The sequence below is a fragment of the Chryseobacterium sp. NG-CE01 genome, assembly GCF_055695505.1.
The window spans coordinates 3,785,252-3,798,643 of the sequence record NZ_CM146369.1 but is presented as its reverse complement, the minus strand read 5'-3'; the positions used below and the strand labels follow the sequence as shown (position 1 = coordinate 3,798,643).

General features: G+C 35.7%; 9 protein-coding genes. 2 read left to right on the top strand and 7 right to left on the bottom strand.

The window, feature by feature from the left end:
* Positions 1 to 2 precede the first annotated feature (2 nt).
* From ACYT6F_RS17395 to ACYT6F_RS17365, 7 genes are all read right to left on the bottom strand, one after another.
* Positions 3 to 395: a nucleoside 2-deoxyribosyltransferase domain-containing protein gene (locus ACYT6F_RS17395; RefSeq protein ID WP_472598887.1), complete on the bottom strand. Its 393-nt coding sequence runs from the start codon at positions 393 to 395 to the stop codon at positions 3 to 5.
* Positions 392 to 1,072, bottom strand: coding sequence for a hypothetical protein (locus ACYT6F_RS17390; RefSeq protein WP_472598886.1), 681 nt, complete (start codon positions 1,070 to 1,072; stop codon positions 392 to 394). The genes ACYT6F_RS17395 and ACYT6F_RS17390 overlap by 4 nt, the downstream gene beginning before the upstream one ends.
* Positions 1,073 to 1,082: 10 nt before the next feature.
* Complete coding sequence (locus tag ACYT6F_RS17385) at positions 1,083 to 2,189, bottom strand: phosphoadenosine phosphosulfate reductase domain-containing protein (RefSeq protein ID WP_472598885.1); 1,107 nt, start codon at positions 2,187 to 2,189, stop codon at positions 1,083 to 1,085.
* Positions 2,186 to 5,404 carry a hypothetical protein gene (locus tag ACYT6F_RS17380; RefSeq protein ID WP_472598884.1) on the bottom strand — a complete coding sequence of 1,073 codons (3,219 nt, stop codon included), beginning with the start codon at positions 5,402 to 5,404 and terminating at the stop codon, positions 2,186 to 2,188. Before ACYT6F_RS17380 ends, ACYT6F_RS17385 begins: the two co-directional genes overlap by 4 nt.
* Positions 5,394 to 6,278, bottom strand: coding sequence for a DUF4007 family protein (locus ACYT6F_RS17375; RefSeq protein ID WP_472598882.1), 885 nt, complete (start codon positions 6,276 to 6,278; stop codon positions 5,394 to 5,396). The genes ACYT6F_RS17380 and ACYT6F_RS17375 overlap by 11 nt, the downstream gene beginning before the upstream one ends.
* Before the next feature lie 787 nt (positions 6,279 to 7,065).
* Entirely contained in the window at positions 7,066 to 7,446 is a 381-nt protein-coding gene (locus ACYT6F_RS17370; protein ID WP_472598881.1) for a hypothetical protein, read from the bottom strand.
* A 492-nt stretch (positions 7,447 to 7,938) separates the two neighbouring features.
* Positions 7,939 to 8,235, bottom strand: a complete 297-nt coding sequence (locus tag ACYT6F_RS17365) for a hypothetical protein (RefSeq protein ID WP_472598880.1) — start codon at positions 8,233 to 8,235, stop codon at positions 7,939 to 7,941.
* Positions 8,236 to 8,881: 646 nt separating this feature from the next.
* On the opposite strand from ACYT6F_RS17365, the gene ACYT6F_RS17360 reads away from it, so the two are divergent.
* Positions 8,882 to 11,959 (top strand): SusC/RagA family TonB-linked outer membrane protein, encoded by a 3,078-nt coding sequence (locus ACYT6F_RS17360; protein WP_472598879.1) that lies wholly within the window; start codon positions 8,882 to 8,884, stop codon positions 11,957 to 11,959.
* 19 nt (positions 11,960 to 11,978) lie between these two features.
* Positions 11,979 to 13,364 (top strand): RagB/SusD family nutrient uptake outer membrane protein, encoded by a 1,386-nt coding sequence (locus ACYT6F_RS17355; protein WP_472598878.1) that lies wholly within the window; start codon positions 11,979 to 11,981, stop codon positions 13,362 to 13,364.
* Positions 13,365 to 13,392: the final 28 nt, after the last annotated feature.

Sequence of the window (13,392 nt, the reverse complement as noted above, 5' to 3'; positions counted from 1 at the left end):
TTTTAAAACGAGAATTTTTTTAAATACTTAATACCATCAGTTAAATTATCTAATATTACTCCTGATGGTTTATGGAGGATTTTAAAATATTTTGCAAAAGTCTTTTCATCCTTTGATTTTTCATCGATTAAAATAATTGTTTTATTTAAAGAATAGGCAACACCTAGCTCGAATGCTAATCCGTATCCAGAGGGATTTGTAGTTTCCATATAAGCAAAGAAAATATCACACTCCTTTACAAAATGAATATCCCACGTTGTATAGAAATCTGAATGCTCAAGATTATGTTCTCTCGGATTGAAAAAAGTAAATTGTTCATTAAGTTCTTCAATGACTTTTGATTGCCAATTACTTTTAAATCCACCAGATAGAAAAACTTTGGGTCTATATGTCATAATGAAGTGGCTTTTGCTGTATAGATTGAAAATGGCAATCCCAATGATATTTCATAAAATTTATTTCGTGTTTGTCTTAATAAAATATAATTAAAAATTAAACAAAAATAAATTATATAATATGCTTTCCCCGTATTAAATAAATCTAAAGAAAAGGGCTTTAAGATAGAAAAAAGTAAAGCTGAAACACCTAATATTATTGAAGTATTTCCAATTTGATTAGAAAGATCGGCTCTAAATGTAAAAGTATAAATTTTCTGATCCTGTTCTGGCATAAAGCCCATAACAATGCTTCTTATTTCTCTTAATTTTGTGTTGTTTAAGTCATAGGAGACATCTTTGTCATTAAGATATTTTGATAATAGTTCCTTCGAAAGTAAAAATGTTCTTCGGTTTTTTACTTTTTCTTCAATTTTCTTTATGTAAGAATACTCTCCTAAAATATTTTCTTTCATAACTCCCAATCCATAGATAGCGTAGCCCAATATATATGATACAACTATAAAAATAAATGGATAGAAATCATCTGACTTTGTTCCTATTGTAGGATAAACAAAATAATCTTTTTTTATAATTATTGATAATACTATTAATAGATAACTTCCGGGCAGTAAATATCCAATAATATCCCAAACAAATTCTTTAAATGAATCAAAAAAACTTTTTATATTTTCCATTATTATACATTTATATAAAACACGAAGCGCAGCCTGTTTCTTCTTCATCACTTAATATATCTACTAAGTAAGGAGATTGACTTTTAGAAGTTTTTCGTTCCATTCTTTTAATGTATTCAGTTTTAATTTTTTCCATTCTTATAGGCTGAATTAGATCTTCTAAACTTTCTCCCTGGATCCACGTATAACCATCTTTTTCATATTCCATTGCTTTCTTATACATATCGGGATGTTGCTCATATAACCAGACCCATTCTATTTTTTGCTGAAAGAAACAGAAATAACAACCTGAACGACTTCTTGCATACTGACCAGTTTTACCATTTATTTCAAAATCTATTTTATTATAGTAAGCAGGAACACCAACACCGCTTTCTTTTAAAATTCTGAAAATATCATCTCGCACTAAAACATCTTCATTGTCAAGTAGTGGAAAGGATTGTTCATTTGCCAATGGATAGTCTGTTGTTTTTAAAAATTCAAAAACCAAATGATTGAAGCCTTTAACATCAGTTTCTAATAAAGCATTTAATTTTTGTGCCTGTGTAAAAGAAGTATCTATTTTTCTTGAAACAATTTGTAATGCTTTTTCTTGAAATCTTCCAAAATCAATATTTTTAGCGTACCCCTCAATCATTTCGATATTTGGATTAGACAACAATTTAGATATGACATCTTCACTCCAAATATTCTTTCGAAATGGAAAAATAGACTGTATATTTTTCTTAGTAGATATATATCCTTCTCTTTCTTCATCTCCTCTAATACCTACATAAGAAACAACAGGATCAGTTCCCACATATTTTTCAAATGGGTCGAGCTTTAATTTTTTGGTGCACCAACGAGAATTTGAGGAGGGCAAAAAACCTCCATACATTTTCAAAAAATGGTCGAAGGGGTCTTCTGAACTGTTTTCCGCAGCTTTCAGAATATTTATTTTTATACCAAGATAAACTTCAAGATTTTGGATTAGCTGGTAAGTCTCATCAAGCTCTTTTCCTGTATCACTTGAATAAAAATCCAATTCCAACTCTGGATATTTAGTCTTTACATAAATAGCCAAAGCTGCACTATCTTTGCCTCCCGAAATTCCTAAAACGTGTCTTGTTTTACTCATTGCATTAGTTCTTTTAATAAATTCAATACTGCTGCAATATTAGAAGTCTTATCTTTTCCAAGTTGAATTTTTAATACATTTTTCAAATCTTCAATTTCTTGGCTCTTACTTTTGGGTACTCTTACAACTTTAGGGTCTATTTTGCTAAAGAATGAATCAATTTTAACCCCAATCACTTCTTCATTAACCTCATCAATATCTGCTTTTGAGATATTTGTCAAGCTATCCAATTCTAAAATAACCGCTTTGAATTTTTCGTATAGCAAAATCTCGTCTTCATCAGTAAATAATTCAAGCGTTCTACCTGTAACTGATTGTGCAATGGAATTTAGCCACGCCTTTTTATCGTCTAAAGCTGAATCAATACGTTGAACAAAAGTCTTCTGATTAGCTAATAACAAATGTTTCTTAAGTTTTTTGAAACGCCTCTGTAAATATTCTTTGTATTCATCAAAATCAACTGTTCTTCCTACAAATTCGTCACAAATAAACTCTTCAAATCTTTTTATCAACTCATCATATGATGTCCGTAACTCTCGAACTGCATTTTGCAAATTTATAGCGTAGCTTTGCAATTTAGACTTGTCCTTTTGTAATGTACTCAGCGATAAGCCCAAAGCACTCGGAAAAGCTTCAAAGAATGTTTCTTCGGGGTCTTTGCTTGTAGCTATTGCTTTACGAATTTTTAATGCTGATGAAGATAATCTTTTTGTTTGTTTAGAATATTCTGGTAATTGTTTATAAAAAACAATAAAAGGTTTTATAGTTTCTATAAATGAAGTATTATCAAATTTTTCTTCAACAGACTGATTTAAAAAAGTTCTGTAACTATTAAAGATGTCCAATTTTACTCCTTCAATATCAAATGCCTTAATTGTATAATCTTGTGGATATTTAGCTATCAATTCAAGGTTTTCTTCTGACAAATATGGAATATAACTATCTTCATTGAAAATAGCAAAATCATCACGTTTCAAAAACAGAAATGTGGGAATCCAAAAATCAATCAATCCCTGCTTTAGTTTGAATGGTCGTTTACTTAATATTTCAACGAAGTTTGAAATCTTTTTCGGTTCATCTTTGGCACTTTCTAAAAAAAATTCAGAAGCTTTCCACAGTTTGTAAAAAGAAGAATTTTCATCAATAGAAATAACATCAATAGAGTTTTCTCTAATAGGAGAAATTCCATTTTCCTTTAATAACGATAAATATATTGTCTTTTCAGGTGGAAATTTAGCATCCTCAAAACCTAAATTTTCTTTATCCCAATTATTTGCTAATGCTTTAAAATAACTTCGTTTAGCAGTGTGAATAGAAGATGATATTTTATGTCTATTCACTAATTCATTCTTAAAAGCGGGTGTAGCATTATAGATGATACTACAAACCTGTGAGAGTAATTTGATGAAGTCTTTTTTATTAGAAATTGTCTTTTCTTCTCCTTTAAAAAACCATTTTACGTCTTTACTTCCTGTATAAATACTATCTGTAATATAATGATTTAACAATCTTTTTTGAGAATCGGAAATATTTTCTAATTCTCTTTTGGCAACTTTATCTTCTTTATTCTCATCAATTACCTTTTGAATTTTCTCAATTTCAAAAAGTAAATCTTTTATTTCAGTTGAGTTTTCAAAGAAACAATAGATTACAGCTTCTTCTTGTAGATGCGAGGTCTCCCTAATATTTTTTGAAGCTAATTTACTATTAAAAACAAGGTTAATATAACCATCTACTTCTCCCTGTGGAATTTCTTCATTTATGGGATACTCCGAAATTTTAAATTGAAAAAATCTTGGAGTACCTGTTTCATAAGAATAAAGTTTAGCAAACACTGGTGAAAAGCTAAAATATTTATTAAGTAGTGTAGTAACATCACTTACTTCTGAAATTTTATTTCCCGCTTCAATTAATGCTGTTTGAATATCTAAATCTGTTCCCTCAAAAAGAATGTATCGTTTGTTATGAGAACGAAAACGAATAATGTTCTTGGAATCAAGATTTTTAATAATAGTTTTACCGTCTGAAACACCACAAGCGATCTCAAGGTAGTTATTTAAAAAATCTTCATCCAAGATTGCTCCATTGGCTGAAAAAATATTCAATAATCCTATAATTTTAACGACTTTAACATAATTGTTTATAGACACATCAAATGTTCTCTCTATATTTTCTATTGCGGAACGGATAGAACTCCAAGCCGAAAAATCGGGATTATATCTGGATGTAAGAAATGAATAAAAATTGAAATTCAAATAATCATACACACAACTCAAATTATAAAAAGGGTTTTCCCGTTTATTAAATTTTGCTAATCCTGTATGGTCTGTTGATTCAAGGAAAGTAAATAAAGATCTTTCGTTCTGACCATAGCGTTGCAATGCAAGAGTTAATGTATTTGCAGCGATTATATCAAGCGGATATAATTTTGAGGTTATCTCTTCTAAGAAATCATTATTGAAATTAAATGCTTTTGTTTTAACCGATAAGTTCAAGCATTTTTCTATTGCTGATTTAGATTCTTTATTTTCAAAATTTTCAGTGATATGTTCAGAAGCTAAATACAAAAGTTGTTCTACTGGCTCATTAAATGTAATTTCACGAAAACGACCTTTGACTTTGGTCCATTCTTGTTTATGAGTATTGCTCAATGAATAAGCATATGACTCAAAACTTTGATGAACTGTTGTGATTAATACAATATTATATTTTGGATTGTTACAAAATTCTGCTAATTGTTGAATAAAATATAATTCGTTCTCAGGATTATGCTTGCTCGCATATTCTAGAAATTTACCAAATTCATCTAACAACAAAAACAATATACCATTACTTCCTAATGAATGATAACGGTTAAATATTTCAGATAAAATATTTTCGTGCTTGTTCTTATTGGTATTTACTCCAAATATATCTGCAAACTCTTCTATAATAGAAGTGTAATTTCCAATAATCTTTATAAAATCAGATTTGGGATTTTTTATGAAATTGGGTTCAAAATACCGCTTTTCACTTTTAATACTTTGTTCAAATGCTAATAGAAATGATGATTTTCCTGTTCCATAGGTTCCTACGATAGTAAAAGAACGAATACCTTTTTTAAAATCGTTTACAATTTGGCTCACGACTTGCCCTGCATTGGGCGTTGGGATATAATTGAAATTTCTTTCCGTATCCCTAATTATATTTACTGATGTAGTGAAATTATTTGCCATAATATTTATCTAAAACTGAATACGCATCAGGTTTATTTTTAAATTGAAGTTCTTTGATTCCTGCATGGTCAGTGAAAGTAATGTTTTTATTATCACGAACAATGTCAGAAATTTTATTTACTAATCCTGAACGGTTTAACGCAAAGATTGAACCTGGACTATTAGTATCAAATTCTAAAGAATTTAAACTAATTGAGTTTCCGAAAGTAGGATTATCCAAAATTGAGAAAAGCACCACAGCATCAGACAAACTATCTCTTTCGTTATTTTCAATTTGGAACTGTTCTTCTTTACCTTTTCCTATTTGTTTTAGTAATCCTATCTCTGAAAGGATCCCTGAAAAACTATCTTCTATGTCAATATTTTCATTATCATTTTTGTACATGTTCAAAAATACCGTAAAATCTTTTGCAACTGTATTTTCATTAAAACTTAATTCAGGACTTACTTCTTGAAGCCGTTTTAGATAGTTTAAAAAGGTCTCTTTTGTGAAAAAAAGTTTTTCCTTTCTAAATTCATTAAAAATGATAGTGTATATGGAAGCAAGTTCTGTTTTTACAAGCTGATAATGTAATAACCATAAACTCGCCTCATCTTCTAAAAAGGGGTCATAACCACTGGTGGTGTCAAATATTTTTATTCCAAATTCTGTTGGTATGTCTTTATTATCAATAATGTTAAATGCCTTCATCCAATAACGGATTGCAGACACCATATTTTTTCCGACACCAAGTTTTACGACTGCATCCTCACTGTTAAATGATTGTCCTTCTTGAACAAAATCATACCCCTTTTTTAGCCATAGCTGGCGACATTGAAAAGAATCGTGTCCTGAAAATGTGTATTTTGTTATATCTATATTAGTAATTATCATTATTAGTTTCTGTGGGAAATGATTTCATATGTGTAAAGATAAATAAAATTAGTATTAATAAAATTACGGAAAATCGTAATCTATGATATAGTTTAAATGTTAATAGTCTTTATTAAAATAATTTTTTGATGTAATAATTATTAAAAGACAAAATTAACAACAAAAATAATGGCGTGGTTCAGTATTTTCACGGTATTCTTTTCGACGAATTATGATTTTTTTACTTATAAAAATATTACCGTCCGCATCTTTTGAAGTTATATAGTATATTCATTCTTTGAAATCTTTAATTACAGGAATATTTTCTAAATCCATTTTGTCATTAATCCATTAGATCTTCCCCCGCGTAAAATTTACCGTCGATACAACTAATTTAACATTCTTTTGTTAATAGTGTGGTTTCAGATTCATTATAAAAGATCAATCTTTCTTTATGTAATCTTTTAATAGTTTTATTAAGATCAAATTTTTCAGAGCTGACGAAGTTTTGAAAAATCAATGTTGGACATTTGAATTTTTCCGGGACTTAATCAATGTGTTTATAATAATAAATTCGATTTTGTCTAGTTCAATAGGTTTCCATTCATAAATTTGAGGTTCAGTTTGCAATTGTGATTCATCAAGTTCGAAGTAGTCGTAGGTCCATCCCTGCATCAGATCACTTTTTTCAAATTTGCAATCTATAAATCTTTGAAATGGCTCAGACAATAATCCATCGTCAAACAGTATAGTGGAGGAGATTTTATATTTGAAAGAAAGTCTAGTCCAAATAATATCCAATAATTCATTAAAGGATTTTATTTGTAGAAACATAAATACTCCAGTAAAATTCCTCATTATGAAAAGGTATACTATTTGGCGGTCCATTGCATTTTATTAAAGAATTATTTTCACAAATTATTATTGAAGGAAAACTGCCAATTCCAAACCCTTTATTTTCGCCTTTACATGCTTTTCCTTCTAACATTTTCCAGAATGATTTCCTAAGTGCATATTCGGATTTATATCCAAAAGTAATCCTAATAGGTAGAAAAGCATTCATAAATAGAATATGATATGCAAATTGTAAACGTTCAGGAAGGTCATTAATATTATTGCGTTCTGGTAGTTCAATATTGGTTAGCAGAACCCATGCATTTCTTAGCATTTCCATCATATATGCCTCCATCACGGTCTAGGTCTCTGCAAACCTTGGTAACACTATGCATTTTAAAAAAAGAATCTAATATTTTTTTTCTATTAAGATTTTTTTTCACTTCTAAAATCGCAATCACCTGACTATAGTGATAGACTTTTTTATCTGTGTAGGGTAAAGTTTCTCCCTCATCAACAACTAGCATTCAGTCAATTTGTGAATTGATATTCCCACTATTGTTTTTAATTTTTCCAGATCCTACACGTAGATTGAAACCATTAAACAGTGATTTTTCAATAAATCATAGGCTAGACCTTCGTACATATCTACAATAAGTCCTGGAATGTTTAATGTATCCGAAATCTTTTATAATTTCAATCCCATTTTTTTTAAGTCTTTCTAGTAGATCAGAAATAGATTTAATCATGCTTAAATTTTTTAGTTTACCAAGTTATTAGTACTGAGAATTGATTCTTAAATTTTATTGTTTTTTCATAAAAAATAAAATCCTAACTCTTGTCAGAATTAATCTGGAATGTTTATACCTTTTACACTTTCAAATTCTTTGAAGAATTTTTCTAATGAATAGCGCTCGTGTCGTAGTATATTGTAAATTGTTGACATTGGAATATTATACCCTTCTTCTAATTTTAATTTTGAGATTGTTGAAGAAGTTATTCCACACATTTTTGCATATTTATTTTGTGTTATAATATTACCGTTTTGGTCACGATATTCACGTAGAAATTTACTTTCAATAAAATTACATAAATGCTTATTAACAAGTGCATTTTTTGTATTCAAAACTTCTTTATTCTGCATTTTATAATAATCTTTATCAAAAGAAAAAATTAAAAAGAAAAATACTGTTCGCTATAGCGAACGATTTAAGAATTTTTATTATATTTGTAAAATAAGTTACTGAAATGTAACTTTGCGATACTTCAACAAATATTAGAAGCTATTGCTTAGAATCTCTAACTGAAAACTGGTAATTTTTAACATACGAGAGGATAGGCAGGAAGCTCACGACCTAGGCGTGGGCTCTCTTATCTGTATGTAAGGTATACCAGTACCTCAGTTAGGATATTGTAGAGTTCCACGCCGTTTTATTTCTATGCAGTTCGCTTTCTCTACAGCACCTCTAAGCCGCTTTTTTAAGATATAGTATCAGACTGTACGGTACAATAGGGTGTACAACCTATTGCGGCTTTTAAAGCTTTCACGGGACATAGATTTCATTCATATTTACTTTTTATGATGTGCTGGGGCAGCAGGTACCAGCATGTAATTATGGGATTTCCTCCCAGGCATTATCTTTTGAATTAAATAGCTATGGTAATAATGTGGTAAAAGACAGAAAGTGTGTTAACCAGGGAAAACAAAAAAGTCCAGTCCTAGAGGATTTATTGACGTAAGCTTCTAGGGAAAGGACTTGAATTTAACGAATTAAATCTATTTCAAAAGTATGAAAAAAAACTTTTGCAGCCTGGGTCATATCCAAATGGCTCTTGGCTTAACCTTGCTCGTTTCAGGCGTGGCAATAGGGCAGATGCGTGTGGTCACAGGCACTGTCACGGAACAGAACAGGCCGGTTGCCGGTGTTTCGATATTTCAGGAGGGCAGTAGTGCAGTTGCAATCAGCGACAGCTCCGGTATATATAATGTCCAGATTTCGGGAAAGAATCCTGTCCTGATCTTCAGGCATCCGGATTATCCTGACCATAAAGTAATAGTAGGTAGTAGGGAAACGGTCAATGTTTCATTGGATGATAAGGAGGAGAGGGATATAGGGATTACGAATAGGAACAATAAGAGTGCTGAAGGTAACGGGAATGACCTCTGTAAGGGTAATGACAATGATAAGGAGAAAAGTATAGAGGAGGTGTTTCTTAACGCGGGATATTATAAAGTACGTGATAAGGAGAGGACCGGAAGTATTGTGCGGGTTTCCGCAAAAGAGATCGAAAACCAACCGGTCACCAATGTATTGTCTTCGGTGCAGGGAAGAATGTCGGGAGTATCCATTACGCAGAACTCGGGAACGCCTGGTGGTGGCTTTGATATTCAAATCCGTGGGAAGAACAGCATCCGTAGGGAAGGGAATGAGCCGCTGTATATTATTGATGGGGTACCTCTGGGTACTGAGACGCCTTCATTGTATGCAGTAATGATCCTTCCGAATTCATCCATCAGTCCTTTGAACGCGATCAATCCGAATGACATCGAAAGCTTCGAGGTGTTGAAGGACGCGGATGCTACGGCGATTTATGGAAGCCGTGGAGCGAACGGAGTTATCATCGTGACCACGAAAAAAGGAAGGAAGGGCAGGACAGACCTGAAGCTGAATTCCTCCTATTCCCTAAGTACAGTGGCCAATCGTCTGAAGATGATGGATACGTCGCAATACCTACAGATGAGAAAGCAGGCATTCCAGAATGACGGAATTGCAACAATTCCTGCAACGGCCTATGATCTCAATACCTGGGATCAGAACCGGTATACGGACTGGCAGAAGGAACTGATCGGAAGGACGGCAGATGCTTCGGTGGTGCAACTGTCCCTGAGCGGAGGATCAGACAATACTTCATACCTCATCAGCTACGGGCATCAGGAGCAGACGACGGTATTTCCTGCTGACTTCCGCTACCAGACCAATAACATCACCGGGAATTTTACATTCAGGACGCCGGATAAGCGTCTGGAGGTCAACATGAGCAATTCATTCTCTTTCCAGAAGAATAATGTTCAGAACGATGACCTGACCAAAAGAAGCCTGACGCTGAGTCCTAATGCTCCGGCGCTCTATGATGCGTCAGGGAATATCAACTGGGAAAACAATACCTTTTCCAATCCGGTAGCATTATTCAACAGTGAATACCTGAACTCAACGAACTTTATCAACAGTGGGACGAATATCTCCTACCGGCTGTTTCCCTTTCTCTCCCTGAAGTTCAATGGTGGGATTACGTATCAGAATTTCGAGGAACTCAGCCTGAAACCGCACACGATGTATAATACATCGGGCGGACTGACGAGTGCCAATTCCATTTCATCGAAAAATAACCAGACCAGCTTTTCTTACCTTTTAGAACCCCAGGTTACGGCAGCGTATTCGTGGAATGATCATCAGTTTGATCTCTTGATCGGAACCACGCTTCAGCAGTCTGAGACCCGGCAGGGTGCGATACAGGGAATCGGTTTTGAAAGCAATGCGCTGATCCGGAATATAGGCGCTGCGAAAACCAAGATCATCTCGGATCAGGTCAACAGCCAGTATTTTTATACGGCTGCCTTTGCACGGTTGAATTACCAGTATAAGAAAAGGTACATCTTAAATCTAACGGGAAGGAGAGACGGGTCAAGCCGCTTTGGACCTGATAACCGTTTCGGGAATTTCGAGGCCATTGGTGCTGCGTGGATCTTGTCTGAAGAGTCATTTATGAAAGGCCTGAATTGGTTAAGCTTTGCCAAGATACGGGGAAGCATAGGAACGACCGGCAATGATAAGATCGGGGATTACCAGTATCTGAACACATACAGCATCACTACATCGGTATACAACGGAATTACCGGATTATCGCCGTCCCGGTTGTACAATCCGAACTTCAGCTGGGAAAAGACGGTGAAGAAGGAAGCTGCGATCGAACTGTCGTTTTTAAGAAGCAAGATCAATGTGACGGCGGCGTATTATAACAACAGTTCATCCAACCAGCTGGTCGGAATTCCGTTGCCTGCTACGGCGGGGTTCCCATCGATACAGTCCAATCTTCCGGCGAAGGTTCAGAATACGGGATGGGAATTTGATGCTTCCGTACAGGTGCTGAAAAGCTCCCCGCTGAAGTACGAGACCGCAGTCAATGTGTCTGTTCCCAGGAACAAGCTGGTGGCGTTTCCGAACCTTGCGGGCTCAACGTACAGCAACCAGTATGTGATCGGTTATCCGATGACACTGGTCAAGGTCTACCAGTTTGAAGGGGTGGATCCCGCTACGGGTCTGTACCGGTTCAGAGATTTTAACGGAGACGGCAGGCTGACCTCACCGGACGATAACCAGGTGATCGAAAAGATCGGGGTGGAATATTACGGGGGCTGGTCCAATACGCTCCGGTTCAGGAACTGGTCGGCATCCTTTCTTTTCCAGTTCGTGAAGCAGCGAAACTGGAACTACAACCGCCAGATGCTTATCCCGGGAAATATGAACAACCAGCCGCTGGAAGTGTTGGATGCCTGGTCACCTTCCAATCCGACCGGAACCTATATGCAGTACAGTACGGGAACGGTTGCTCAGAAAAATACGCTGCATTCGTTATTTCAGAATTCAACGGCGGCCGTTGGTGACGCCTCGTTTATACGCCTGAAGAATGTGCAGCTCAACTACAGTATCCCGGTTCAGAAGTTCGGGATTAGGGAAGCGATGATCTATGTGCAGGGACAGAACCTGCTGACGCTTACAAATTATTTCGGCCTGGACCCGGAATTTGTGCTGACCGGGTTTCTTCCGCCGTTAAAAACCTATTCTTTAGGATTTCAGCTGACTTTTTAATTCACATCAATCGAAAAAAATGAAAACAACAACAATCAAACAAATCATATATGCTGTCTCTTTAGCGTTTTTGCTCACGGCGGTTTCCTGTGAGAAATGGATCGAAACGGATTTTCCGAACAACCAGCTGCCGACGGAGCTTGTCTTCGAGGACGAGCAGACGGCTGAGGCGGCCCTGGCCGGCCTGTATTCCAGCCTTTGGAGCAACTCACTGCTGTCAGGCGGTGTGGAAGGGTTCGGCCTCTTGGGAGGTCTGTACACGGATGATATCAGCACGGTGTATACGCCCGGGATCAACGGGGTGTCGGATATTTATTACAACGCCCAGATTCCGAACAATACTGTGGTCACGAATGTCTGGACCAACGCGTATCAGCAGATCTATGCCTGCAATAGTATTATCGAAGGCGTGGGGAACTCAACATCATTATCACAGAAGGTCAGGGACAGGATTACCGGTGAGGCGCTCTTTGTACGGTCTATGCTTTACTTTTACCTGCAACAGATTTATGGTGAAATTCCCTATACGGATACCACGGACTATACCATCAACAGCCAGCTCGCCAGGATGCCTGAAAATGAATTCATGACCAGGATTGAAACAGATATGTCAGAAGCTGCCAATCTGCTCCAGGAAAGCTACCGGAATGCGGAACGGATCTATCCGAACAGGTACGCTGCCATACTTATTCTGGCCAAGATTAAGATGTTGCTGAATAAAAATACCGAAGCAGCGGTTCTTTTGCAGTCTGTTATTCAATCTCCGCTGTATTCCTTTCAGAATGATCTGGCGAAAGTATTTCAAAAAGGAGGCGGTCATATTCTGTGGCAGTTGAAGCCCGGCAATGCCAACGAAGCGACCAAAGAGGCTGTTCTTTACAATTTTACCGCGGCTCCGTTATCTTTTATGGTGAACACGGATCTGGTCGGTCAGTACTCTGCTGATGATCTCAGGAAACAGCAGTACATTACTGCCGTGACCTTTCAGTCGCAGACCCATTATAAAGTTTCGAAATACAGGAACCTGGCCGGAAACAATCCTAATGAGTATTCTGTCATCATTCGTCTTGAGGAAGTTCAGCTGCTGCTTGCAGAAGTGCTGATCAAACAGGGTAAGGTAGCGGAAGCGGTAAACCTGATCAATAAAACAAGGCTGCGTGCTGGTCTGGCCGCTCTTTCGACAGGTCTTTCGGCTCCGGCTGCTATGAATGAATTGCGAATCGAGAAAAGGAAAGAGCTGTTCTCGGAACAGGGCATCCGCTTTTTCGATCTTAAAAGATGGGGCATGCTTGATCAGCTGACGGGTGTGAAACCGAATTGGAAACCGTTTCATGCCCGATGGCCGATTCCCAATAAAGAACTGCTTATTAATCCCAAATTGAATCCTCAGAATGAAGGATATTAAGCGGTCAGGTGCTAACGGATCAAAAACG

What these genes read in the sequence shown, in the direction of transcription:
- ACYT6F_RS17395 (WP_472598887.1), bottom strand. Translation starts at nt 395, where the DNA reads ATGACATATAGACCCAAAGTTTTTCTATCTGGTGGATTTAAAAGTAAT.
- ACYT6F_RS17390 (WP_472598886.1), bottom strand. Translation starts at nt 1,072, where the DNA reads ATGGAAAATATAAAAAGTTTTTTTGATTCATTTAAAGAATTTGTTTGG.
- ACYT6F_RS17385 (WP_472598885.1), bottom strand. Translation starts at nt 2,189, where the DNA reads ATGAGTAAAACAAGACACGTTTTAGGAATTTCGGGAGGCAAAGATAGT.
- ACYT6F_RS17380 (WP_472598884.1), bottom strand. Translation starts at nt 5,404, where the DNA reads ATGGCAAATAATTTCACTACATCAGTAAATATAATTAGGGATACGGAA.
- ACYT6F_RS17375 (WP_472598882.1), bottom strand. Translation starts at nt 6,278, where the DNA reads ATGATAATTACTAATATAGATATAACAAAATACACATTTTCAGGACAC.
- ACYT6F_RS17370 (WP_472598881.1), bottom strand. Translation starts at nt 7,446, where the DNA reads ATGGAGGCATATATGATGGAAATGCTAAGAAATGCATGGGTTCTGCTA.
- ACYT6F_RS17365 (WP_472598880.1), bottom strand. Translation starts at nt 8,235, where the DNA reads ATGCAGAATAAAGAAGTTTTGAATACAAAAAATGCACTTGTTAATAAG.
- ACYT6F_RS17360 (WP_472598879.1), top strand. Translation starts at nt 8,882, where the DNA reads ATGAAAAAAAACTTTTGCAGCCTGGGTCATATCCAAATGGCTCTTGGC.
- ACYT6F_RS17355 (WP_472598878.1), top strand. Translation starts at nt 11,979, where the DNA reads ATGAAAACAACAACAATCAAACAAATCATATATGCTGTCTCTTTAGCG.